Annotated in this window: 18 protein-coding genes; 8 read left to right on the top strand and 10 right to left on the bottom strand. The window is 66.4% G+C overall.

All coding sequences use genetic code 11. The features are described 5' to 3' along the window. Positions 1-3: 3 nt before the first annotated feature. From NP825_RS02735 to NP825_RS23550, 6 genes are all read right to left on the bottom strand, one after another. Entirely contained in the window at positions 4-1,428 is a 1,425-nt protein-coding gene (locus NP825_RS02735; protein ID WP_257548183.1) for an amino acid permease, read from the bottom strand. Between the two features lie 119 nt (positions 1,429-1,547). After that, positions 1,548-3,890, bottom strand: coding sequence for a TonB-dependent receptor (locus NP825_RS02730; protein WP_257548181.1), 2,343 nt, complete (start codon positions 3,888-3,890; stop codon positions 1,548-1,550). Positions 3,891-3,996: 106 nt separating this feature from the next. Next, positions 3,997-5,007: a DUF1611 domain-containing protein gene (locus tag NP825_RS02725; protein WP_257548179.1), complete on the bottom strand. Its 1,011-nt coding sequence runs from the start codon at positions 5,005-5,007 to the stop codon at positions 3,997-3,999. Positions 5,008-5,018: 11 nt separating this feature from the next. After that, positions 5,019-6,539, bottom strand: a complete 1,521-nt coding sequence (locus NP825_RS02720; protein WP_257548177.1) for an amidohydrolase family protein — start codon at positions 6,537-6,539, stop codon at positions 5,019-5,021. A gap of 325 nt (positions 6,540-6,864) precedes the next feature. Continuing rightward, complete coding sequence (locus tag NP825_RS02715) at positions 6,865-7,311, bottom strand: Lrp/AsnC family transcriptional regulator (RefSeq protein ID WP_257548175.1); 447 nt, start codon at positions 7,309-7,311, stop codon at positions 6,865-6,867. Continuing rightward, positions 7,311-9,254 (bottom strand): isoaspartyl peptidase/L-asparaginase, encoded by a 1,944-nt coding sequence (locus NP825_RS23550; protein WP_306998141.1) that lies wholly within the window; start codon positions 9,252-9,254, stop codon positions 7,311-7,313. The genes NP825_RS02715 and NP825_RS23550 overlap by 1 nt, the downstream gene beginning before the upstream one ends. 126 nt (positions 9,255-9,380) lie before the next feature. On the opposite strand from NP825_RS23550, the gene NP825_RS02700 reads away from it, so the two are divergent. From NP825_RS02700 to NP825_RS02680, 5 genes are all read left to right on the top strand, one after another. Then, a complete protein-coding gene (locus NP825_RS02700; protein ID WP_257548173.1) occupies positions 9,381-12,194 on the top strand; it encodes a TonB-dependent siderophore receptor in 2,814 nt (937 codons plus the stop codon). A 158-nt stretch (positions 12,195-12,352) separates the two neighbouring features. Next, positions 12,353-12,856, top strand: coding sequence for an RNA polymerase sigma factor (locus NP825_RS02695; RefSeq protein WP_257548171.1), 504 nt, complete (start codon positions 12,353-12,355; stop codon positions 12,854-12,856). Continuing rightward, a complete protein-coding gene (locus NP825_RS02690) occupies positions 12,853-13,875 on the top strand; it encodes a FecR domain-containing protein (protein WP_257548169.1) in 1,023 nt (340 codons plus the stop codon). Before NP825_RS02695 ends, NP825_RS02690 begins: the two co-directional genes overlap by 4 nt. 93 nt (positions 13,876-13,968) lie before the next feature. Then, on the top strand, positions 13,969-17,145 hold the full coding sequence (locus NP825_RS02685) for a TonB-dependent receptor (RefSeq protein ID WP_257548167.1): 3,177 nt from the start codon (positions 13,969-13,971) through the stop codon (positions 17,143-17,145). A 75-nt stretch (positions 17,146-17,220) separates the two neighbouring features. Next, a complete protein-coding gene (locus NP825_RS02680; protein WP_257548164.1) occupies positions 17,221-18,042 on the top strand; it encodes a phosphatase PAP2 family protein in 822 nt (273 codons plus the stop codon). A 26-nt stretch (positions 18,043-18,068) separates the two neighbouring features. Here NP825_RS02680 and NP825_RS02675 read toward each other — a convergent pair whose 3' ends face one another. The 4 genes from NP825_RS02675 to NP825_RS02660 form a co-directional block, all read right to left on the bottom strand. Then, positions 18,069-18,479, bottom strand: a complete 411-nt coding sequence (locus NP825_RS02675) for a low affinity iron permease family protein (protein WP_257548163.1) — start codon at positions 18,477-18,479, stop codon at positions 18,069-18,071. A gap of 62 nt (positions 18,480-18,541) precedes the next feature. After that, positions 18,542-19,633 carry a prolyl aminopeptidase gene (pip, locus tag NP825_RS02670; RefSeq protein ID WP_257548162.1) on the bottom strand — a complete coding sequence of 364 codons (1,092 nt, stop codon included), beginning with the start codon at positions 19,631-19,633 and terminating at the stop codon, positions 18,542-18,544. Between the two features lie 12 nt (positions 19,634-19,645). Further along, positions 19,646-20,350 (bottom strand): histidine utilization repressor, encoded by a 705-nt coding sequence (gene hutC / locus NP825_RS02665; RefSeq protein WP_257548161.1) that lies wholly within the window; start codon positions 20,348-20,350, stop codon positions 19,646-19,648. Continuing rightward, positions 20,347-21,699 carry a formimidoylglutamate deiminase gene (locus NP825_RS02660; protein ID WP_257548160.1) on the bottom strand — a complete coding sequence of 451 codons (1,353 nt, stop codon included), beginning with the start codon at positions 21,697-21,699 and terminating at the stop codon, positions 20,347-20,349. Before NP825_RS02660 ends, hutC begins: the two co-directional genes overlap by 4 nt. An 84-nt stretch (positions 21,700-21,783) precedes the next feature. On the opposite strand from NP825_RS02660, the gene hutI reads away from it, so the two are divergent. From hutI to hutG, 3 genes are read left to right on the top strand one after another with little or no spacing between them, the layout of a single operon-like run. Beyond that, positions 21,784-22,992, top strand: a complete 1,209-nt coding sequence (gene hutI / locus NP825_RS02655) for an imidazolonepropionase (protein ID WP_257548159.1) — start codon at positions 21,784-21,786, stop codon at positions 22,990-22,992. Then, complete coding sequence (hutH, locus tag NP825_RS02650) at positions 22,986-24,509, top strand: histidine ammonia-lyase (protein WP_257548158.1); 1,524 nt, start codon at positions 22,986-22,988, stop codon at positions 24,507-24,509. Before hutI ends, hutH begins: the two co-directional genes overlap by 7 nt. Beyond that, entirely contained in the window at positions 24,509-25,306 is a 798-nt protein-coding gene (gene hutG, locus NP825_RS02645) for an N-formylglutamate deformylase (protein WP_257548157.1), read from the top strand. Before hutH ends, hutG begins: the two co-directional genes overlap by 1 nt. Positions 25,307-25,333 lie beyond the last annotated feature (27 nt).

Below are 25,333 nucleotides of genomic sequence, written 5' to 3'. Positions count from 1 at the left end.
CGATCAGTTCCCTCCCCCGTCCGTCCGCCGCCGGGGGCGCGAATAGGCGAGATAGAAGCCCGTCCCCAGCGCCATCCACAGCAGCAGCCGGATCCATGTATCCTCGGGCAGGCTGACCATCAGATAGAGCGTGCTGCATATGCCGATGACCGGCAGCAGCGGCGACAGCGGAACCCGGAACGGGCGCGGCGCGTCGGGAAGGCGTCGGCGCAGCACGAGGACGCTCCAGCACACGAAGGCGAAGGCAAGCAGCGAGCCGATCGACACCAGTTCGCCCAATATGTCGATCGGGAACAATCCAGCGATCAGCGCGCAGGCGAAGCCGACGATCAGCGTGCCGTGCACCGGGGTGCGGAATCGCGGCGAGATGCGGGCAAAGATGGGCGGCACCATCCGGTCCTGCGCCATCACATAGAGGATGCGGCTTTGGCCGTAGAGCCCCATCAGGATCGCCGAAGCGAGGCCGATCACGACGCCGACATTCACCAGCGAGCGCAGCCAGTCGAGATCGCCGCCCGCGGCCGCCAGTGCGACCGACACCGGGTTGGCGACGTTCAGCGTGCGATAATCGGCCATGCCGGTCATCACCAGCGCCATCGCGACATACAGGATCGTGCACACCGCCAGCGCGCCGATGATCCCCCAGCCGATGTCGCGTTGCGGATTGCGGCTTTCCTGCGCGCTGGTCGAGACCCCGTCGAAGCCGAGGAAAGCATAGAAGATCACCGCCGACCCGCGCAGCACGCCGCTCCACCCAAATTCGCCGTAATGGCCGGTGTTTTCGGGAATATAGGGGATGAAATGCGCTGGTCGGACATAAGCGGCGCCGAACGCGACGACCAGCAGGATCACCCCCACCTTGATGACCACCATCGCGATATTGGCGCGGTTGGTTTCCTTGATCCCGACGACCAGCAGCGCGGTGACCAGCCCGACGATCAGCGCCGCGGGCAAGTTGAACAGCGCGCCGGTCGCCACCGGATGCCCTGCCGCATCGAAATTGATCGGGGCGGCCGCGATCCATTGCGGAACAGGCACGCCGACGCTCGCCACCAGATCGACGAAATAGCTCGACCAGCCGACCGCGACCGTCGAGCAGGCGACCAGATATTCGAGCACCAGGCACCAGCCGACCGTCCAGCCGATCAGCGGCCCCGAACTGGCGAGCGCATAGCTGTAGGCCCCGCCGGACTTGGGCAGCAGCCCCGCCAGTTCGCCGTAGCAATAGGCGGTGCACAGGCAGACCGCCGCGGCGAGAAGGAAGGAGAGTGAAATGGCGGGCCCCGCATATTGCGCCGCCGCCGTGCCGGTGATGACGAAAATCCCCGAGCCGATCGTCGATCCGACGCCTGCCGCGATCAGGTGCCACAGGCCCAGATGCGGGCGCAGCGTCGGTTCGTCGTCGGTATCGACAAGAGTCTGTACCATGCTCGAAATCCCTCAATGCCGCCATCGACGATCGACGCGGCTCGTCGGCGAACGCCGCGCGGCGACGTTCGAGGTGCGCGTGTCCTGCCCCGTCGATCGAGGCGGGTCGCCGGTTGCGATCAGAATTCGGTGCCGATCTTCAGCCCGAAGAATTGCGGCTTGGTCGGATAGATGCGCCGATACGGCCCGCAAAAAGTCGTCGCGCAATATGTGTTGAGGCTGAGTTGACCGCGCCGGTCGAACAGATTCTGGACGAACGCCTCCACCTTCCAGTCGCCGATCGTCATGCCCGCGGACAGGTCGAAGGTCGCGAAGCCCTTCGTCGATCCGATCGCGGCGAAATCCTCGTCGGTCAGGAAGGATCGGGTGCCGTCCTGAAAGAACATCGACGCCTGAACGAACGCCGTCTTGTTCGCACCGGCCGGGAATTCGTAGCGCGCGGTCACATTGCCCTTCACCCGCGGCTGCACCGGCAGCCGGGTTCCCTTGGGCGCCGCCGCGGGAATCCCCGGAAGGCAGACGATGTTCTGCGTCACCGGGTCGATCTGGCAGAAATTGGTCGCCAGTCGCGCGTCGATATAAGCGATCGCCGCGACCAGGCTGAGGCCGTTCGCGCGGTAGGACAGATCGCTTTCCACGCCATAGATATTCGCGTCGCCCGCATTGTAGATATTGGTGATGCCGTTGTTGTTCAGCGGCACCAGCCCGAACTGCATGTCCTTCCATTTCTGGTAAAAGGCGGCGCCGTTGAAGGTGAAGCGTCCGAGTTCGGCCTTCCAGCCGATCTCGTGATTATAGAGCTTGTCGGCCTTGAACGGATCGACGTTGGGCCGGCGGTTGTTGCCGCCGGGCCGGAACCCGCTCGACAGCGTCGCATAAAGGAGCAGGTCGGGCGTCGGCTTCCAGCTCAGGTTGAACTTGTAGGTATAGCTGTCCTGCCGGGTATTCTTGTCGATGTTGATGCAGAGCTTGTCGGGTGTCGGTGACGGCCGAACACAGCTGTCGATCGCGCTGCCGGTGGCGATGCCCGAGAAGCCGACGATCGAATTCTTCGCCCGGAACCCGCGGACACCCGCCGACAGGGTGAGGTTGGGCCGGATATCATATTCGCCCTGCGCAAAGACCGCATAATCCTTGTCGACCCGGAAGACCCGGGTCATGAAGATCGAATCCGGGTCGCCGGTGCTGGCGGGAAACGGCGTCGCCCAGATCGGCGTGGGGATGCTGCCGATCCCGGCGATATCGTAGTTGGTCCGCGCCGTGTCGGTCTGGCGCTGATAGAAAAGCCCGGCGGTCAGCCTGAACCGATTCTGCGACGGCGACGAGAGGCGCAGCTCGTGCGTTTGCTTCGTATAATGATCGGACCCGTAGAAGGACTGCTGAGGGTCCAGGAAGCCGCCGTTCCCGTCGGGGAAGTAATTGGCGTAATAGCCATAGGTGTCATAGGCGACGGTATAATAGGAATAGTCGGACGTGCTGTCGATCTTGCGTTCGAAATAGCCCCCCGAATAGACCAGATCCCAATTGCTGATCTTGCCCTGGATCGTCAGCGCGGCCTGATACCAGCGATCGAGATTATGCGACGGGAAATAATCGGTGACGTTCAGATCGCCCTTGCGCGGGTCGAACAGAAACCCGCCATGGCTGAGCTGATGCTGGTAGATGAGCTGCGGAGTGACCGTCCAATCCTCGTTCAGGTCGATCCCCAGCGCGATCCGGCCGCCATAGGTTTCGACGTCGTTATAATCCTGTTTGACGAGGTCGTGGTTGTCGACGGTCAGATTGGTATCGGGGTCGGCATCGTCGAGGGTGAAGGTGCGGGTGCCCGGAATATTGTCGATATAGCCGCCCTCCTTCTGGTAGAAGCCGACCACGCGCACGGCAGCGAACGGCGAAAGCGGCAGGTTCAGATAGCCCTCGAGCGAACCACCGAAATCGCCCTTGCCGAACTTGTTCACCTGCGCATCGACCGACCCCGAAAAGCCGGACGGATCGGGCTTGTTGGTGATGATCCGCAGCGTGCCCGACAGCGAACTGGCGCCGAACAGCGTCCCCTGCGGCCCCGACAGCGCTTCGATGCGGGCGATATCGTAGACGTGGAAATCGACCGAGCCGTAGATGGTCGTGACAGGGATTTCGTCGATATACAGGCCGCTCGTCGGCAGCGACCCGGTCTGCAAGCCGTCGCTGCCGCTGGTGACGCCGCGAAAGATGATCTGCGACTGGCTGGGGCCATAGGATTGCGAACTGACGCTGGGCAAAAGCTTCTGATAATCGTCGAAGCTCGCAACCTGGGCATTTTCCAGTCGCGATTCACCCAGCGCCTGGACGCTGATCGGCACGTCCTGGAGATTCTGTTCGCGCTTCTGCGCGGTGACGATGATCTCGTTGTCCGTGCTCCTGGCACCCGCCTCCTGCGCCAGCGCGGTTCCCGAGGTGCATAGGCTGGTCGTTGCCAACATCGCGGCGACCGATGAGCAAAGGATTCTATTCGGACCGTTCATAAACCCTCCCGATATTTTCTTGTTTCCTCTGCCGCCGCTCCCTCGCTTGGGTGCCACGGTCAAATCATCCCCAATGGTCCCCCGCCAGTTGATCGACGATCGCGCTTGCCCCCCAGCGAAGGGGATCGCAGGCAGGCAGACCCGTCTCGTCCTCGGCGCGTTTCAGGGCATCGCGCGCCGCGGCCTCGTCCAGCCGCGACGTGTTCAGGCCGACACCCGCGCCCCGCACCGCCGGGTTGGTGAGGCGGGCGGCCGCCAGATGGACATCGAGCGCCTCGCGCAGCGACGGGCAGGCAAAGTCGCCTTCATAGCCTTGCAATTCCGCGCGACCGGCTTCGTGACAGATCACCAGGGCATCGGGCTGACTGCCGTGGACCAGCCCCAGCGTCACGCCGGCATAGGCGGGGTGCAGCAGCGCGCCCTGTCCTTCGATAATATGCCAATGGTCCGGCTCTGCCGCCGGCGACAGCCATTCGGCCGCGCCCGAAATAAAGTCCGCGACCACCGAATCGATGGCGATGCCGCGGCCGGTGATCATGATGCCGGTCTGGCCGGTCGGGCAGAAGGTCGCGGCCATGCCGCGGCGCGTCATCTCGCGCTCGAGGCTGAGCGCCGTATATTTCTTGCCCACCGCGCAATCGGTCCCGACGGTCAGCAGCCGCTTGCCGGTGCGCTTCTTCCCGGTTCCGGGCCGAAAGACGCGGTCCGGGCGGCGCAGATCATGCAGCGATCGCCCCGTCTCGCGCGCCGCCGCTGCAATCTCGGGATGATCGGCCAGCCGTTCGTGCAGCCCCGCCGCAAGATCCAGTCCGGCGCGAAGGGCCGTGACGAGGTGCGGCACCCAGGCATCGGCGATGAAGCCGCCGTCATTGGCAATTCCGATCACCAGCGTGCGCACGCCCGCCCCCTTGGCAGCGGCGATGTCCATGTCGGGAAGGCCCAGATCGACGCCGCATCCGTCGAGCCGGACCTGCCCCGCGCAGTCTTCCGGCCGCCATTGCGCGAGACCCGATGCGGTCTTGGCCCAGCCGATATCGGGTGCGTCGCCCAGGAAAAGGAGAAGGGGTGGGATCATTCGGTCCTCTGTCAGTTGGTGGTGGGCCGGGGTTGGCGGCGGATGATCTGGCCGGGCAAGGCCCCCGTGGAAGCGCCGTCGCGAAGCACCGCAACCCCGTTGACCCAGACCGCATGGATGCCGACGGGCGGCGCCGACGGATCGGCAAAGCTGGCTCCGTCGGCAATCGTCGCGGGGTCGAACAGGACGAGGTCGGCGGCCATTCCGGGCGCGATGCGGCCGCGATCGGCGAACCCCATATGGCTTGCGGCCAGACCCGTCATCTTATGGACGGCCTGCTCCAGCGTCAGCGCCTTGCGGTCGCGCACCAGCCAGGAATAGATGCGCGGAAACGCACCGGCGCCCCGGGGATGAAGGCCGGAGAGTTGTCCGTCCGAACAGATATTGCTGTGCTCCCAGCCGATGAACGCGGCGACGTCGTCGTTCGACATCGAGCGTGCGATCACGCTGCTGCCCTCCCCCTTGGCGGCCGCCTCGCGATTGAGCGCGAGAAACGCCTCCGCCGGGGCGATGCCGCGCATTCGGGCGACATCGGCGACCGTCTTGCCGACCAGCGACGGATCGGGCGGAAAGCCCGAGAGCGTGAGATCCTCAGGTTTCGCGAGATGGTCGAGCGCGAACTGCGCCGCCTTCAGATCGGTGAAGTCGCGCGCCGGCAGCAGCACGTCGAGGCTCGATTGCCAGCGGTCATAGGGATAGACGTCGGCGGTCACGTCGATGCCGTCGGCGCGCGCGGCGTCGAGGCGCCGAAGCAACGCCGGCGCATCACCCCACCGATCGACCGTTGCGATCTTCAAATGGGAAATCTGGACCGGCATCCCGGTCACCCGGCCGATGGTCAGCAGTTCGTCGATCGCGGCGTCGATGCCGACGTCTTCGCTGCGCATGTGGCTGATATACCGCCCGTGATGGTCCGCCGCGACCTGCGCCAGCGCCAGCACTTCCGCGTGGGTCGAATAGATCGCCGGCTCATATTCCAGGCCGGTCGACAGCCCGATCGCACCGTCGTCCATCGCCTGAGCGACGAGCGTCTTCATCCGCTCGATCTCGTCCGGGCGGGCGGCGCGCTTGGCGTCGGCGCCCATCACGGCCTCGCGAACGCTGCCATGGCCGACATAGGATGCGATATTGACCGCCGCCGGCCTGGCGCCGAATGGATCGAACAGCTGCGTGACTGGCAGCGCGCTGAAGCCGTCCTGTCCGACGACGATCGTCGTGACGCCCTGCCGCACCAGCGTGGACGCCTGCCGCGCCTCGGCGAGACCCTCATCATGATGGCTGTGCGTGTCGATGAAGCCGGGCGCGAGCGTTGCGCCATGTCCGTCGACACGCGCGTCGCCGGGTGCGGCACGACAAGCGCCGACGCAATCGATCCGCCCGTCGACGATGCGGACGGCGCCGGTGCGCGCCGGCGCGCCCGTCCCATCGACAATCGATATGTTGGCGATGAGCGTGCCCGCGCCTTCCCGCGCCGAAGCCTGACCCGCAACCATGATCAAGGGCAGGGCGCACAAGACCGCTTTCGTCCACATCGACCTCTCCCTTTGTGATAATAAATGAACTTATATTTTCTTATGTAATTTTTCTAACATGATTCTCCAGCCGACGCAAGAAGCAATCCATCGGGGGCCAAAGAACAGGCGGGGGCGGAGGCAAGGTGCGCGCACGAGCAATCGAACGGCGACGCCGCGCGGCTTCGCGGGGTATTGCCGGCAAGCGGCGTCGATGACGGATCCGACGCTGATGGTCGGACGCAAGGGAGGTTCTGGAGGATATCCCGCAAACGCGGGAGAAGGCGCGGATGAGGGGAAGAGAGGACGGCGTGTCAATCTTGTGGGATCACGCCCCCTTTTCCCATCATCGCTCGATCTTCGTCGCCAATATGACCGAGGTCGTGGTCCGCTCGACCCCGTCGAGGAGCCCGACGTCGTCGATCAGTTCGTTGAGCTGCCCCCCATCCTCGGCTTCGAGCATCGCGATGATGTCATATTCGCCGCTGATCGCGTGGATCGCCTGCACCTGCGGCAGCGCGGCGAGCGCCTGTTCGACCTCGCGGTGATAGCGCGGCAGCGTCTTGATCATCATGTGCGCGCGGACGCGGCTGGCGGCGAAGGCGTGGCCGAGGCGGACGGTGTAGCCCGCGACGACCTTGTCCTCCTCCAGCCGCGCGAGGCGCGAGTATATCTGCCCGCGCGAAATGCCGAGTTCCTTGGCGAGCTGCGCGATCGTCTGGCGGGCATCGTCGCGCAGCAGGGTGAGCAGCCGCTCGTCGATCTCGTCGAGACTGACACCGCCGCTCGCCATCAATCGGCCAGCTTCTCGTCGGCGAAAACCGCTGTTTCAGGAGACCCCCCGGCGCTCATCCGGCCACGATACATGCCGAGGTCGTTGATGGCAAAGGCGGGGTGCCCGTCGGGGCCCATCGCGATCAGCCCGCCGTCGCCGCCGATCGCGCCGACCGCCATGATCGTATCCTGCGCCGCGTCCTTCAGGCTCTCGCCCTTCCATGCGACGCGGTCGCAGACCTGCCGCGCCGCGCTCTCGCGAATGAAATATTCGCCCGATCCCGTCGCCGACACCGCGCACTGGCCGTTCTTGGCATAGGTGCCGGCGCCGATGATCGGCGAATCGCCGATGCGGCCCCAGCGCTTGCCGGTCATGCCGCCGGTCGAGGTCGCGGCCGCGAGATTGCCGTCGGCGTCGAGCGCGACCGCGCCGACAGTGCCGAACAAATGGGTCGGATCGACCGCGGCCTGCTGGCGTTTGCGCCACGCGAGCAGTTGCTGCCAGCGCTCCTCGGTACGGAACCAGCCGGGTTCGACCTGTTCGAGTCCCTGCTCGACCGAAAATTTGTCGGCGCCCGCGCCCGCGAGCATCACATGCGGGCTCTTGTCCATCACCGCGCGCGCGAGGTCGACGGGATGGCGCGTGCGGGTGACCCCCGCCACCGCGCCCGCCTTTTGCGTCTTGCCGTCCATGATCGCGGAGTCGAGCTCGTTACGGCCGTCGGCGGTGAACACCGCGCCGCGCCCGGCGTTGAACAGCGGATTATCCTCGAGCACCCGCACCGCGGCGGCCACCGCGTCGAGCGCCGGGCCGCCCCTGTCGAGCACGGCGCTGCCCGCGCGGAGTGCTTCGTCGAGACCGGCGCGATAGGCTTTCTCCTTCTCGGGGCTCAGCGACCCGCGCTCGATCACCCCGGCGCCGCCGTGAATCGCGAGCGACCAGCGCGGCACTTCGGCAATCGCGCCCGCGCGCGCGGCGTAATTGCGGACGAAGATGGGACGATCGACCTGCCCCGACGGCAGATGGACGACCGAGTCCGGCCCGACGCCGGTGACCCTGATCCGCGGCGCGTCGAGCGGGCCGCGCCCGGTCACGCCGCGCAGCCCCGCCCCGTCGACCACCCAGGCATAGCCGTCGGGCGCGGTCGCGTAGATGCGCCCGGTCCCGTCGGGCTCGACCGCGAGCGCGGCGCTTTCGTCGACCCCGAGCCCGATCATCGCGGGCGCATCGGCCGGGCGATCGGCCTCGGCCTTGGCGACGAAGGCGAACAGGCGGCCAAGCCGGTCGCGCTCCTTGAAATGGGTATCGGTGACGATTCCCTTGAGCAAAGCGAGGTGCAGGAAATCGCCCTCGATCGTGTTCGCGGGGCCGAACGGGTCGGCGAGCGCCGCGTCGCTGGTGATGCTGCCGCCGTCCATCGCGCCGTACAGCTTCTCGCCCTGCATTGCGAGCCCGGCGCTGGTGCCTGCAAGCGGCTTGCCCGCCGCGACATGCGCGTCGAGGATCTCGTTCACCGGGGTGCCGCGCCAGAAGCGGACATAGCGCGCCTGGTCGCCGCCGGCGATGAAGATGCCGTCGGCCTTGCGCAGCCGGTCGAGGATTTTCGGATCGGTCGATTGCGAACGATCGTGGAATACGAAGATTTCCGCCGACTGGATGCCGCCGACGTCGTGGAAGAATTCCTGCCCCATCTCCTTGCCGTAGGAGGCGCTGATCACGACGATATGGCCGTTCCCGGCCTTGGCGAAGAACCATTTCATCGCGTCGATATTACGGTCGCCGCCGCCCATCAGCAGCAGGCCGCCCGACACCGGCCCCGGCGTCTGCGTGCCGAGCTTGCCGAAGACATAATGTTCGACCGGCTGCACTTTCGCCTCCTTCGCGGCGGCGGGAACGAGCGGCAGCGCCGCAAGCAGCGCCAATAAAGTCAACAGCCAGTTCAGCCCGATCCTGCGCGGCATCTTGATCCCTTTCCTCGCCTCCGGTGACGACGTGATGTTACATAATGATCGCACCATTAGACAATATGATTTCCAGATGTGTCATATTGGTTGAAATTTTCGGCGATTTCTGGTCCAACGGATGACATGTCCGACCGCAGAATCGTCGCGGCGGAGCAGTCAGGGGTGTGTGGGATGACGGTTTTCGGCAAAAAGACTTTTCGCATATTGCTCGGCCTCGGCGCATCGCTGCCGGCGCTCGCGGCGCCGGCCTATGCGCAGGAGGCGTCCGATACGGGCGGCGAGGAGATCATCGTCACGGGGTCGCGCATCCCGACGATCAAGGATCAGGGCCCCTCGCCGGTCACGACGATCGATTCGGACACGATCCGCGCCAACGGCTATACCAGCGTTCCCGAACTGCTCGCGGCGATGACGCAGAACAGCGGCGAAACGCAGAGCCCGCAGTCGGGCAGCAGCGCCGACTTCACCCCCGGCGCGCAGCAGGTCGATCTGCGCGGGCTCGGCCCCAACCATACGCTGGTGCTGGTCAACGGCCGCCGCATCGCGGATTTCCCGCTGCCCTATATCGGCCGCAGCAACTTCACCGACATCTCGAACATCCCGGTCAGCCTGATCGACAAGGTCGAGATCTTGAGCGGCGCGGGGTCGGCGATCTATGGCTCCGACGCGATCGCGGGCGTCGTCAATTTCAAGATGAAGGAAAAGCTCGACGGGCTGACGCTCGACTATCGCCACGGGCGCACCGAGCATGGCGGGGGCATGTCGCACCGCTTTACCGCGACCGGCGGCTGGTCGTCGGGGCGCTTCAACATCGTCGGCGGCATCGAATATCTCGATCAGCGGCCGCTCTGGGGCTATGACCGCGCGATCCAGGACAGCACCGCCGACGCCCCCACGGCATCTTCGCAGGCCCCGCGGCGCACCTTCCTGCGCTACGACATAGAGAATGACACCTATATCGATCCCGGTGCCGCAACCTGCGCGCCGCTCGCCTATCTCAACCGCGGGACGACCATCTATGGTTCGCGCCCGCGCTACGGCGACTATGACGACGCGCTCGGCGACTATGGCCCGGGCTATTATTGCGGCAGCCGGGAATCGATCGGTTACGGCACGATCATTTCGGGCCGCAAGGGCTTCAACAGCTTCGGCACCCTCTCCTACGAACTGTCGGACAATGCGAAGCTGTTCGCCGATTTCCAGTTCGGGATCAGCAAGGTCCGTTTGATGTACGACGTGACGAGTTGGGGCTTCGAAAGCTCGTCGTCGAGCACGAACAACAGCTTCTACAATGCGTTCGACGGCACGATCGACGATTGGGAACGGCAGTTCACGCCGGAAGAGACCGGCGGCTTCGAAATGCAGCGCAGCAAGCAGACGACGTACAGCATCACCCCCGGCATCCGGGGCAATTTCGGCAAGAGCTGGAATTATGAGCTGTCGTTCAACTACAGCCGTTACCAGTCGGTGGTTCGCTGGCCGCAGATCATCAACCAGAAGGCGCAGGACCTGTTCCTCGGCCCCCGGCTCGGGTTCGACGAGGATAGCGGCTATCCGATCTACGACGCCGATCCGACGCGTCTCTATACGCCGCTGACGCGCGCGGAATATGAGAGCATCTCGGCCGATACCGTCTATCGCCCATACAGCTGGACCAGCAATCTGCAGGCGACGCTGACCAACGGCGAATTGTTCCAGCTTCCCGCCGGGCCGGTCGGCTTCGCGGCGGTCGCCGAATATGGCAAGCAGGGCTATAACCTCCGCCCCGACCCGCTCGCGCTCACCGACTATTATTACAGCTGGAGGGACAGCGACGGCGTCGGCAAGCGCAGCCACGCCGCGATCGGCGGCGAAATCCGCGTGCCGGTGCTGGAGTTCGTGACCGTGACCGGCGCCGGGCGCTACGACCATTTCCGCTTCGGCGGCGGCAGCACCGGCAAATTCACCTATAACGGCGGGCTGGAGGTGCGGCCGACGAACAGCCTGCTGCTGCGCGCCGCCTATGGCACCGCCTTCCGCGCGCCCGACCTCCATTATGTCTTCACCGGGCCGGGCAATGTCGAGGGCAGCGTCAACGACTATGCGCTTTGCGCCGCGGAAGGGCAGGACATCGAGGATTGCGATTATTCCGACATCGGGGTGGTCGTGAACCGCACGGGCAACCGCAACCTCAAGTCGGAAACCGGCCGGACGCTGACCGCCGGGCTCGTCTTCGCACCGTCGAGCCGGCTGCACGTCTCGGTCGACTATTTCCGCGTCACGCTCGACAATCAGGTCGACGACCTGAGCCTTGATACGCTCGCGCGCGCCGAAGCCGATTGCGACGCGGGCGACCTCGATCCAAGCTCGCCGACCTGCCTCGACGCCTATGCGCGCATCACCCGTTTCCCCAGCAATATCCAGGACGGTCAGATCGCGTCGATCCGCGTCAACCCGATCAACATCGCGCGCGAGAAGACGAGCGGCATCGACCTTGCCTTCCGCGGCAGCGTGCCGACGGGAATCGGCACCTTCACCCTGTCGCTCGCACACAGCCATGTGTTCAAGCACACGTTCCAGCAATATCCGGGCGATGCGTTCATCAACAAGCTGGCGGCGGACAGCGGCTATTATCTGCCGCGCGACAAGTCGAACGGCAGCATCACCTATGAAAATGAGGGCTTCCAGCTCACCCTGTCGGGCACCCGCCTCGGCAAGCTGCCCAACTATGACGAGGATGCCTATATCAAGGCGAGCTACCTGTTCAACGCGACGATGCAGTATGATTTCACCGACCATCTGCGCGGGTCGCTGACGGTGCGCAACCTGTTCGACAAGATGCCGGTGAAGGATCCGACCTGGTCGAGCTATCCCTATTACAACACAAGCTGGTTCGACAGCATCGGGCGGAGCGTGTTCCTGCAGCTCACCTACAAGCTCGGCGGCGCGGGCCTGTAGGATTGTCCGTCGATGAGCGAAACGGCATCGATGCGCAAAGCGTCGATGCCGCTTTCGCGGCGATGGGGATGACGCGGCTGGAATAATTGGTGTCCCTTCGGCGCCCCCATGCGTCTATGGGCTTATGCCCATAGTGTATCCAACGCCGCCGACCGCCCATGCAGCCCGCTAGAGACAAGCTGGATCTCGGCCGCCGCTGGCGCCCCGCGCTGCTGTCCTATTTCCTGCGGCGCGTCGGCGATCATGCCGAGGCCGAGGATCTGACGCAGGAATTGCTGGCGAAGCTGCTGGGACATGGCGACGGCGATTTCGCCTCGCCCGAAGCCTATATTTTTCAGATGGCGTCGAACCTGCTGGCCGACCGCGCCCGGCGGATGAAGGTTCGGTCGCGATATCGCGACATGGTCGGGCGCAGCGAGGAGATGGGAATCGATCCCATCGATCCGTTTCGCATTGCCGCGGGGCGCGCCGAACTTTCGACCCTGTCGCGCACGCTCGCCGCGCTGCCCGAGCGCACGCAGACGATCTTCATCCTCTATCGCCTCGAAAATCTGGGTCAGGACAAGATCGCCGAGGTGTTCGGCATATCGGTCAGCGCGGTCAAGAAGCATGTCGCGCGCGCCATGGCCGGGCTGATGAAGGATATGAGGAAAGCGCCATGAACGACGCGGCAAACCTCCGACCCGACGAGGATGCGGCCATGGAAGCGGCCGCGCTCTGGTGCATCCGCCTTGCCGAGGACGACCTGGCCCCGGCCGAATGGGATGAATTCGAGGCCTGGCTCGCTCTGCCGGGCCATGCCGACCTGTTGCAGGATGCGGCGCGCGTCTGGCGGGAATCGGGCGCGATCGGCGATTGGCCCGAGATCATCGCGCTGCGCAGCAAGGCGCTGTCGCAATTCCGCCAGCAGAGCCAGAAGCGTTGGCTGTCCGGCACGCCGGGACCGTTGCGCCGGGGCGCCGCCTGGGCGGCCATGCTGTTGCTCGCGGTGGCGACGGCCGGCATGTGGTATGTCACCCGGCCCGACGCGATCGAAACGGGCGTCGGCGAACGGCGGGTCGCGCTGCTCGACGATGGTTCGCATGTCTCGCTCGACGCGACGACGAGCATGACCGTGCGGATGAAGGACGAAGCGCGGCAGATCGAGCTGGTCGAGGGCCGCGCCAAGTTCGACGTGGCGAAGGATCCGCTGCGCCCCTTCACCGTCGCCGCGGGGGACAAGCTGATCGTCGCGGTCGGCACCTCATTCAGCGTCGAGCTGGTCGACGGCGAGGTGCGCGTGATCCTCTATGAAGGTCAGGTCGAGGTGCGCGACCGCGCCGATACCACGCGCTCGGCGGTGCCCGCGCGGCGACGGCTGATGATGACGGCGGGCAGCGAACTGGTCGACACGGTCGGATCGGCCGCGCCGCCGCAGGTCAGCCGCCCCGATCTGTCGCAGACGCTGAGCTGGGAACTGGGCCTGATCAGCTTCGACGACGAGCCGCTGGCGGGAGCGGTCGAGCGCATGAACCGCTATTCGGCGCGGCGCATCCGGCTCGCCGATCCTACGCTCGGCGCGATTCGGGTCGACGGCATGTTCCGCGCCGGCGACGTCGATGCCTTCGTCGAGGGCGTGACCGCGCTTCATCCGGTGCGGCAGCGCATCGTCGGCGACGAGGTGGTGCTGGAGTCGCGATAAAATCATGAGGGCAGATGTCCCTTTGCCGCGATCATGCGTCTTTCTGTTCGATCGCCCGGGATCGATCGGGCGCGACAGGGGGGAATGAAGCCAATGTTCAGCCATGCACTAAAAAGCTCGATCGCGGCCGCCGCGCTTGCCGCCGCGATGTCGTCGGTTCCGGCCATCGCGCAAGAACGCACCTATGATTTCGCGCTTCCGGCGCAGGATCTGCAGACGAGCCTGAAGGCTTTCGCCCGCGTCTCGGGGCAGCAGATCAGCTTCGACGGCAGCGCCGTCCGCGGCAAGCGCGCGCCCGCGCTCAAGGGCAGCTTCACCGTCCGCGACGGGGTCGCACGGCTGCTCGCGGGTTCGGGGCTCGAGGCGAGCCGGGGGCGTTCGGGCATCCTCGTCATTCGCCCGGCCGCGAAGATCGCCGACGCCTCGGGCGCCGCCTATTTCGAAGCGCAGGCTGCCGAAGCGCCCGCCGACGACATCATCGTCACCGGCAGCCGCATCGCGCGGCAGGTCGTCACGGACTCGCCGGTGCCGATCGTCGCGATCAACGAAGAGGATATCCAGTCCTCGGGCGCGACCGAATTGTCGGAGATCCTCGCCGATTATCCCGGCGTCACGCCGGGAACCAACCTCGCCAATTCGAACAGCCAGATCAACGCCGCGGGCATTTCGTCGATCGACCTGCGCAGCCTAGGGAGCGACCGCACGCTGACGCTGATCGATGGCCGCCGCACCGTGTCGAACCGCATCACCGCGAACACCGTCAGCCTGAGCTCGATCCCTACCCTGTTCGTCGAACGGGTCGAGGTGATCACCGGCGGCGCATCGGCGGTCTATGGCTCCGACGCGATCGCAGGCGTCGTCAACATCATTACCCGCGACAAGTTCGACGGCGTGCGTCTGGGCGGCCGCGCCGGCATTTCGAGCCGCGGCGACAGCCAGCGGCTCAACCTCGACCTGCTCGTCGGCCAGAAGTTTCTGGACGACCGCATGTCGCTGGTCGCCGGCGCCAGCTATGAGAAGGAAGCGGGCGTCATGGGCAGCCAGCGCGCCCGCACGCTCGAATCCTTGTCCTACAGCCAGAGCGCCGACGGCAATCCCGACAACCAGGGCGACCTCGGCATCAACCGGCCCGCGCGAAGCAGCAGCACGCCCGGCGGGCGCTTTCTGTCGAGCTCGACCGCGGGCGGCGGCTATTTCGTCTATGACGCGGACGGCAATCTCTATCGCGCCACCTCGAGTGCCGTGTATGGCTGGGAGACGCGCCCCGACCTTCAGTTCAGCGCGCCGCGCACCTCCTATCTCGCCGCGGCCAAGCTGACCGCCGATCTCGGCAGCGGGATCGAGGCCTTTGCGCAGGTCCAATATTCGAAGATCAAGACGCGCGCCGCGCGCGGCGGCGCCGAGACCGCGGCCTATGACGACGAGTTCGGCGATCCGAACGACCTCGACGAGGTCGGCCGCATCCCGCGGAACAATCCCTTCGTTCCCGCCGAAATCCGCGCCCTCGCTTCCTCGTCGGGCGTCCAATGGTCGCGGCGCTTCACCGAACTCGGCGATTATCAGATCCTCAACGATCGCCAGACGTGGCGCGGCTGGGCCGGGCTGCGCGGCAAGATCGGCGACAATTGGAACTGGGAATTGAGCTACGGCTACGGCCGTTTCCATCAGCAGCAGGACCGGATCAACGTCCTCAATTTCCAGAATCTGCAATATGCGCTGAACGCCGAATATGATCCCGCCGCGCCGGGCGACCTCAGCCGCGTGCGCTGCGTCGACGCCGATGCGCGCGCCGCGGGCTGCAAGCCGATCAACATCTTCGGCCCCGGATCGATCACCAAGGAGGCCGCCGATTATGTCCGCGCCGACCTGATCCTCGACGGGCTGATGCGCCAAGACGTGGTCCAGGGCTATATGAGCGGGGCGCTGTTCGAGCTTCCGGCCGGGCCGCTGTCGGTCGCCTTCGGCGGCGAATATCGCCGCGACTGGCAGCGCTCGACCACCGACCCGGTGACGCGGCAGGGCTTCGGCTCGGCGTCGTTCATCGCCGAATATGAAGGCAACATCAAAGCCAAGGAGGCCTTCGTCGAGGTCAATATCCCGGTGCTGCGCGACCAGCCCTTTTTCCACCGCCTGTCGCTCGACGCCGCTGCCCGCTATGGCGATTATAATATCCGCAACGTCGGATCGGTATTCAGCTATCGCTTCGGCGGCGAGTGGGCGCCGGTCGCCGATATCCGCTTCCGCGGCCAATATGCCCGCGCCCAGCGCGCGCCGACGGTCACCAACCTTTATTCGCCGCTGCGCGACGACGCCGATTCGGTCGTCGACCTGTGCAGCGGGGTGACCGCCGCGACGGCCGGAACGGTCGCCGACAATTGCCGGTCGATCCCCGGCATCGCCGCCGAAATCGCGGCAAACGGCGTCTTCCTGCAGGATACGACCGGCATCAAGGGCCCGTCGTCGGGCAATCCCGACCTCAAGGAAGAGACCGCCGACACGCTGTCGCTCGGCGCGGTGGTGACGCCGACCTTTCTTCGCGGGCTGTCGCTCACCGTCGATTATTTCAAGATCAAGGTGCGCGATGCGATCGCGTCGCTCGACGCCGACCAGCTGCTGCGCGAATGCCTCGGCAATCCCGACGGGCTCACCGACAATTTCTTCTGCAACGAAATCACGCGCAATGGCGAAGGCCAGATCACGCAGATCATCAACCGCGACCTCAACCTCAACAAGATCGTGCGCTCGGGGATCGACGTCGGGCTCGACTATCGCTTCGACGCACCCCAATGGCTGTCGTCGACGGGCAAGTTCGACGTCCGGCTGCTCTATTCGCGCCTGCTCGATTTCTACACCGTCTTCGACGGCGTGAACGGGGTGTCGACCACCGATTCGAAGGGCGAGATCGGGGCGTGGGTGAACACCGGCCAGGCGCAGTTCGGCTATCGCGACGGCGGCCTCCGCCTGCGCTGGAAGATCCGCTACACCGGCAAGGCGGTCGACAGCAACCAGCGGCTCGCGGTCGCCGAGGCGGCCGGGTCGAACCCGCCCTTCCTGCACATCGGCGACCGGGTGCGGCACGATTTCTACGCCAGCCTGGAGGTGCCTTCGGCGGGCCGCGACTTCCGCATCTATACCGGCGTCAACAATGCGTTCGACAGCAAGAGTCCCTTCCTGCCGACCGGCACGGTTTCGGGAAGCTCGCAGAATATCACCGGCGACTATGACGAGATCGGCCGCTATTTCTATGTCGGGTTCGAGGCGAAATTCTGATCCGCCGCGCGTGTTCCCGCCGCCGCGCTCCCGGCGGCGGGGCCCGTCCCATATTTTGACACTGGAGGTTAGCCGATGATCCGCCGCGCCCTGCTCGTCAGCCTTGCCGCCCTGTCGCTGATGGTTCCCGCCGCCGCATCGGCGCAGTCGCTCGAAGGCGTGAAACGCCCCGAGGGAGAGGCGAAACCCGAAGGCTATCTGGCAAAAGGCAGCGTCGATTATCGCCTGCTCGTCGGCCCGCCACCCGCGCCGGATTCGCTGCTCGACCAGATCGACATGAACATCTCGCAGCGCTTTCAGGCCGCGGTCGCGCCCGATCGTTGGGAAACCGCACAGCTCGACAGCAAGATGGTCTATCCGCGCTTCGCCGACGCCTTCGGACGGCCGATCGACCGCGCGCACAGCCCGCGGCTGATCCAGCTTCTCAACCGCGTCATGCGCGACGCCGCCGACCCGGTGTGGACCGCCAAGGAGATTTTCCAGCGCCCACGTCCCTATCAGCGCTATCAGCTCAACCGTCGCTGCGGCAGCAGCCCGATCCCCGCGCCGGACAAGGAGCCGCGCGGCGGGTCCTCCTATCCGTCGGGGCACACGGTCTATGGCTGGGCGACCGCGCTGCTGCTCGCCGAGGTCGCGCCGGACCGCGCGCCACAGATTCTCGAGCGCGGGCGCGACTATGCGCTGAGCCGCGTCATCTGCGGCTATCATTTCCCGACCGACACCGACGCCGCGCGCGCAGTCGCCGCGGCAGTGCTGACCCGGCTGCGCGAGGTGCCGGCTTTCCGCAACGACCTGCTCGCGGCCCAGGCCGAATATGATGCGGCCTCGGCCGCGCCAGCCGAACCAGCGCCGCCGGAAGCGCGTCCCGCACAACCTGTCGAGCCGCAAGGTGAGTGATGTCCGCGCCCCCGGGCGTCAGGACCCTAAAGCCGCTTGAGCAGCCGTTCGACCGTGGTGCCGTGGGCGCCCCCATCGCCCTCCTTGCCGGTCACGTCGGCCTCCAGCGCATCGCGGATCTTCTCGATCTCGGCATCGGTCAGATGCTCGATGCCGACAAATTCGTTGCGCGCCTTTTCGAGCACGCGCAAAATTTCGTCGAGCTTGGCCTGCATCGCGGCGCCGTCGCGGTTCTGGCTGTTCTGGATCAGGAAGACCGCGAGGAAGGTCATCACCGTCGTCGCGGTGTTCACGATAAGCTGCCAAGTGTCCGAATATTGCAGCAGCGGCCCGCTTGCGGCCCAGACGACGATGAACCCGGCCGCCACGATGAAAGTCGCGGGCTGACCCATGACATGCGCGGCGCGCGAAGCGATCCGCGTGAACAGATGCTGCATGGCTCTCCCTCTCCTGTCCGACAAACCGGAAAGGGAAACGCGCCGGGTCGCGGATCGCTCCGTCAGGCGCCCAGGCGCGGCAGCCCGTCCATGATCGCGGTGAGCGCCAGCGCATTCTCGCGCTCCATCGCGCTGTGCCCGGCGTTGGTGACGACATAGGTCGCGGGCTCGGCGCCCGCGCCGCGCAGCGCATCGACCAGCCGCGAGGCCTGCGTCAGCGGGCAGACCTGATCGAAGCGGCCGTGGACGATATGCACCGGGATCGACGCGAGCGTCGCGGCGTTGCCGAGCAGATGGCCGGGGGTGATGAACAGGTCGTTCGCGAAATAATGCGCCTCGATCTGCGCGAAACAGAGCGCGAAATCGGCGTCGCCGAACTTGCCCGTCGACGCGCTTTCGGGGATCATGTTCGAGATCACCCCTTCCCACAGCGACCAGGTGAGGGCGGCGTGGAGCTGCTTCGCGCGCTCTTCCTCGTTCGCGGGCACCATGTCGAAGATCGCCTTGTACGACGCCATGACGTCGCCGCGCTCCTCGACGCTCAGCACCGACAGCAGTTCACCCCATTCGTCGGGGTAAGAGATATAGGCGCCGGGCGCGGTCAGCGCATGGGGCGCTTCATGCCACCTCGCGGCATTGCCCTGATACAGATAGTCGAGATCCTCGGCCGCGCCGAGGAAGATGCCGCGCAGGATCAGGCTGGCGCAATGCTGCGGGAAAGCGATGGCATAGGCCATGGCGAGCGTGCTGCCCCAGCTACCGCCGAAGACGTGCATCCGGCCACCGATGCCGAGTGCGTCGCGCAGTTTCTCGACGTCGGCGATCAGGTCGGCGGTGGTGTTGTGGGCGAGCGCGGCCGCCGGACCCGCCGCAGCGACATTGGGCTCGCTCTTGCCGCAGCCGCGCTGGTCGAAGAGGATGACGCGATAGCGCGCGGGGTCGAAAAAGCGCGCCATCTCGGGCGAACAGGCACCGCCGGGGCCGCCGTGGAGGACCATGACGGGCTCGCCGTCCGCCGGGCCATATTCCTCCCAATAGATGCGATGCCCAGCCTCCGCATCGACATCGAGCCAGCCGTGCTTGCGCGCCTCGGCCGGCGGATAGGCCCAGCCGTCGCCGATCTTGCTGCTGGTTTGGAGACGCGAGAAATCCATGGCTCTTATCCTTCAGGGGCGAAAATGGGCGACGAGGGCATAGCGGTCGCCGGGATAGACCTGCCGTGCATAGGTGATGCGCTCCGCGCCGCGCCACGTCCAGCGTTCGAGCGCCATGCACGCCGCGCCCGCCGAAATGCCGAGCGCGACCAGTTCCTTCGCACCCGCATTGAAGGCGGTGATGCGGTGCTCGGCCTCGGTCCAGGGGACGTGCGCGAGGAGCCATGAGCCGGGCGGCTCGGCGGCAAAATCGATCTCGGCCGCCTCGGGCACGGCCGACAGGTTGATCAGGCGCCGTTCGAGCGCATAGGCGCGGCCGCCGGCATGGTGGCGGCATTCGAGCGCGAGCACCTCGCCGCCCTCGATCTGGAGCAGGCGCTTGTCCTCCTCGCTCGCGGCGCGAAGCTCGCGGCGGTCGAGGTCGAGGCGATAGGCCTCGCCCTGCGCGGCGATCTCGTCGCGGATGTCGGGGATTTCGAGCGCGGCGCGGTGAATGCGCGGGTGCGAGACGAAGGTGCCCGCGCGCCGCCGGCTTTCGAGCAGTCCCGCCTCGATCAGCGCGCGTAGCGCCCGGTTCACCGTCATGCGCGAGCAGCCATAGCTCGCCATCAGCTGATGCTCATAGGGGATGCGCGTTCCCGGCGCCCATTCGCCCGACATGATCCGCGCTTCGATATCGCGGCGGATTTGCGCGTGGATGGCGCTGCTTGGCTTCATCCGAGCAGCTTCGCCATCGCGGCGCGATAGCGCGCGTCGATCGCATCGCGCGCGACGTGGCGCCCGTCCTCGACCCGCTTGACGCCGCCGCGCCAGACGCAATCGACCCGGCGCCCGCCGCCGAAGATCCAGCTATCGAGGATCGCGTCGCCGGTGCGCCCGGCGAAAGCGGGGTCGTCGCCCCTCAGGCTGACGATGTCGGCGGCGGCGCCCACCGCGAGACCATCCGAACGCCGTTCGAGCGCCTGCCCGCCGCCCGCGAGTGCACCGCGGTAGAGGCTCGCCCCGGTCGACTGCCCCGCGCCGTCCGCGAGCAGATTGCGCCCGCGATGCGCGAGCCGCTGGCCATATTCGAGCAGGCGCAGTTCGGCAGCGGCGTCGATCTCGACATTCGAATCCGATCCGATCCCGAAGCGCCCGCCCTCGGCCAGAAAGTCGCGCGCGGGGAAGAGGCCGTCGCCAAGATTCGCCTCGGTGATCGGGCAGAGCCCCGCGACCGCGCCGCTGCGCACGATCGCGGTGCGCTCGGCATCGGTGATGTGCGTCGCATGGACGAGGCACCAGTCGGGGCCGACATCTGCGTGACCCATCAGCCACTCGACCGGCCGCGCGCCGCTCCACGCGAGGCAGGCTTCGACCTCGGGCACCTGCTCGGCGATATGGATATGGACCGGCGCGCCCTGCGCCATTGCAGTCACCGCCGCCAGCTCGTCCGCGGTCGCCGCGCGCAGGCTGTGCGGCGCGACGCCGACGACCGCCTCGTCGAGGCCCGCGACCGCCGCGCGCGATGCGTCGAGCAGTCGTGCATAGCGATCGACGTCGTTGATGAAGCGCCGCTGGCCGTGGGTCGGCGCGGCGCCGCCGAACCCCGAATGCGCGTAGAAGACGGGGAGCAGGGTCAGCGCGATACCAGTCTCGTCCGCCGCCGCCGCGAGCGCCTGCGCCATCATCCCGATATCGTCATAGGGTCGCCCGTCAACATCATGATGAAGATAATGAAATTCGCCGACGCGCGCGAAACCGCTTTCGAGCATCTCGGCAAAGGCAAGCGCCGCGATCGCCGCCATCCCCTCGGGATCGAGGCGGTCGACGAAGCGATACATGACCTCGCGCCACGTCCAGAAACTGTCGTCGCCTGTCCCCGCGCGCTCGGCGAGTCCCGCCATGCCGCGCTGGAAGGCGTGGCTGTGCAGATTGGGCATTGCGGGCAGAAAAATCGCGTGCCGCTCGTCGCCGGACGCGGCTTCGACGCCCGTTTCGATTACAGAAATCTTCCCTTTTTCAAAGGTCAGGCGGACGTTGCTACGCCACCCTTCCGGAAGCCATGCCTGCTCGCACCAAAGCGCCATCGATCATCCCATCTGGACATCTTTATCCGTCTGCCATTAATGTATATACATAATTGAGTCGGCCAGCAAGCAGGAGAGGGCCCGATGCATAGCGACCGCCTGTGGACCAACGCCCGACTTGCCACGATGCAGGACAGCCAGCCCGGCCTGGGCATCATCGAGAATGGCGCGGTCGGCATGGCGGCGGGCGCGATCACCTATGTCGGGTCGATGGTCGACGCGCCGTCGGCGGCCGAGACGATCGATTGCGAAGGCCGCTGGATCACGCCGGGGCTGATCGATCCACATACCCATCTGGTCTTTGCCGGCGACCGTATCGCCGAGTTCGAGCTGCGCCAGAAGGGGGCCTCCTATGAGGAGATTGCACGCGCCGGCGGCGGCATCGTGTCGACCGTCCACGCGACTCGCGCCGCGAGCGAGGCCGATCTGGTCGCGAGCGCCCTCCCCCGCCTTGACGCGCTGATCGCCGAGGGGGTGACGACGGTGGAGATCAAGTCGGGCTATGGCCTGTCGGCGGCGGACGAGGCGAAGATGCTGCGCGCCGCCCGCGTGCTCGGCAAGGTCCGGCCGGTGACGGTGCGCACGACCTTCCTCGGCGCGCACGCCCTGCCCCCCGAATATGCGGGCGACGCCGACCGCTATATCGACCTCGTCTGCGAGACGATGATGCCCGAAATCGCGGCGGCGGGGCTCGCCGATGCGGTCGACGCCTTTTGCGAAAATATCGGCTTCACCCCCGCGCAGACCGGGCGCGTGTTCGCCGCCGCCGCGCAGCACGGCCTGCCGGTCAAGCTGCACGCCGAGCAATTGTCGAACCAGCATGGCGCGGCGCTCGCGGCGCGGCACCATGCCTTGTCGGCCGACCATCTCGAATATCTCGACGACGACGGCATTGCCGCGATGGCCGAAGCGGGCACGGTCGCGATGCTGCTCCCCGGTGCCTATTATTTCCTGCGCGAGACCAAGCTGCCCCCCGTCGCCGCGCTGCGCGCCGCGGGGGTGCCGATCGCGCTCGCGACCGACTGCAATCCCGGCACCTCGCCGCTGACCTCGATCCTGCTGACGATGAACATGGCGGCGGTGCAGTTCGGGATGACCGTCGACGAGTGCCTGCTCGGCGTGACGCGCCATGCCGCGAAGGCGCTCGGGATGCAGGCCGAGGCCGGGACGCTGGAGGTCGGCAAGCATTGCGACCTCGCAATCTGGGACATCGAGCGGCCCGCCGACCTGGTCGGCCGCATCGGCTTCAATCCGCTGAATCAACGAATCTGGATGGGACAACAACCATGGTGACGATCACCCCCGGCGCGATGACGCTCGCCGACTGGAACGCGATCTACGAGGGGGCGAGCGCCGCGCTCGATGCGGGCGCTTGGGAGGCCATCGACCGGAGCGCCGCCGCGGTCGCGCGGATCGTTGCCAAGGGCGCGCCCGTCTATGGCATCAACACCGGCTTCGGAAAGCTCGCGAGCGTGCGGATCGCCGACGACGAACTGTCGACGCTCCAGCGCAATATCGTGCTCAGCCATGCCGCAGGCACCGGCGCGCCGTCGCCGACGCCGATCGTCCGGCTGATGATGGCGCTGAAACTCGCGAGCTTCGGTATGGGTGCGTCGGGGGTGCAGCGCGCGACGGTCGCGATGCTCGAAGCGATGCTCGTCAAGGGCCTGACCCCGGTGGTGCCGTCGCAAGGGTCGGTCGGCGCGAGCGGCGACCTCGCGCCGCTGTCGCACATGGCCGCGGCGATGATCGGCGTCGGTCAGATCGAGATCGACGGCAAGACATTGCCCGCCGCCGAGGCGCTAGCGGCGGCGGGGCTTGCGCCGCTCGACCTCGGCCCCAAGGAGGGGCTCGCGCTGCTCAACGGCACGCAATTCTCGACCGCCAACGCGCTCGCCGGGCTGTTCCGCGCCGAAACTGTCTTCCGGTCGGCCCTCATCACCGGCGCGCTCTCGACCGAGGCCGCCAAAGGCTCCGACGCGCCGTTCGACGCACGCATCCATGCGCTGCGCGGCCATGCCGGACAGCGCGAGGTCGGCGATGCGCTGCGCGGGCTGATGGCGGGGTCGGCGATCCGTGCTTCGCACGCCGTCGACGACCCGCGCGTGCAGGATCCTTATTGTTTGCGCTGCCAGCCGCAGGTGATGGGTGCCGCGCTCGACCTGCTTCGGCAGGCCGGAACGACGCTGGGCATCGAGGCGAACGGTGTTTCCGACAATCCGCTGATCTTCGCCGATACCGATGAAGCGCTGTCGGGCGGCAATTTCCACGCCGAGCCCGTCGCCTTCGCCGCCGACATGATCGCGATGGCTTTGTGCGAGATCGGCTCGATCGCCGAGCGCCGCATTGCGATGCTCGTCGACCCGGCGCTCTCGGGGCTCCCCGCCTTTCTGACCCCCCGTCCCGGCCTCAATTCAGGCTTCATGATCCCGCAGGTCACCGCCGCGGCGCTGGTCAGCGAGAATAAACAGCGCGCTTTTCCGGCCAGCGTCGACTCGATTCCGACCTCGGCTAACCAGGAGGATCATGTCTCGATGGCCGCGCACGGCGCGCGCCGCCTGCTCGACATGGCCGACAACGCGAGCGCGGTGATCGGGATCGAGTTGCTCGCGGCGTGCCAGGGGATCGACTTCCACGCGCCGCTGACATCGAGCCACGCGCTGGAGGCGGCACACAAGCATCTGCGTGCCGCGGTGCCGACGCTCGAAGACGACCGGCATTTCCACCCCGACATGGAGGCGGCGACCGCGCTGATCCGCTCGGGCAGCCTCGTTGCCGCGGTGCCCGCGCGGCTGCCGGGGGTCGGCTGATGGACTGGCTGCGCATCCATCGCGGCGATGCACCGCTCGTCGTCGCTTTCCCGCACGGCGGCACCGGCCTTGCGGGGCTCGACGAGCAATTTGTCTCGCCGTGGCACGCGCAGATCGACACCGACTGGTGGATTGCCGAGCTTTACGCCTTCGCCGCCGACCTTGGCGCAACGACGGTCGCGACCGACATTTCGCGCAGCGTGATCGACATGAACCGCGATCCCTCGGGCGCCTCGCTCTATCCGGGGCAGGCGACGACCGAGCTTTGTCCGACCACGACCTTCGACGGCGACCCGCTCTATCGCTTCGGCGAGCCCGACGAGGCGGAGATCACGCGGCGGCTGCATCTCTATCATCGCCCCTATCACGAGGCGCTGGCGGCCGAACTCGACCGGCTGCGGACGCGGCACGGCAAGGTCGTGCTCTACGACGCCCATTCGATCCGCAGCCATGTCCCGCGGCTGTTCGATGGCGCATTGCCGCAGTTCAACATCGGCACCAACGGCGGCGCCACCTGCGCGCCCGAACTCGAGGGCCTTGTCGCGGGCATCTGTGCCGCGAGCGGCGAAAGCCATGTCGTCAACGGCCGCTTCAAAGGCGGCTGGACGACGCGCCACTATGGCCGCCCCGACGACAGCGTCCATGCAATCCAGATGGAACTCGCGCAGCGCGGCTATATGGCCGAGCCCGCCGAGATCACCCACGCCAACTGGCCCTCCCCTCTCGATCCGAACCCCACGATCCTGCCCGTGTTGGAGCAGGTGATCGCCGCGACCCTCGACTTTGCGAAAGGATGACCCGCCCGAATAAATAGGGACTGTCCC

It is taken from the genome of Sphingopyxis sp. DBS4, from assembly GCF_024628865.1.
GTDB lineage: Bacteria > Pseudomonadota > Alphaproteobacteria > Sphingomonadales > Sphingomonadaceae > Sphingopyxis.
The sequence above is the reverse complement of the archived record's forward strand: the minus strand, read 5'-3'. Positions and strand labels throughout refer to the sequence as shown.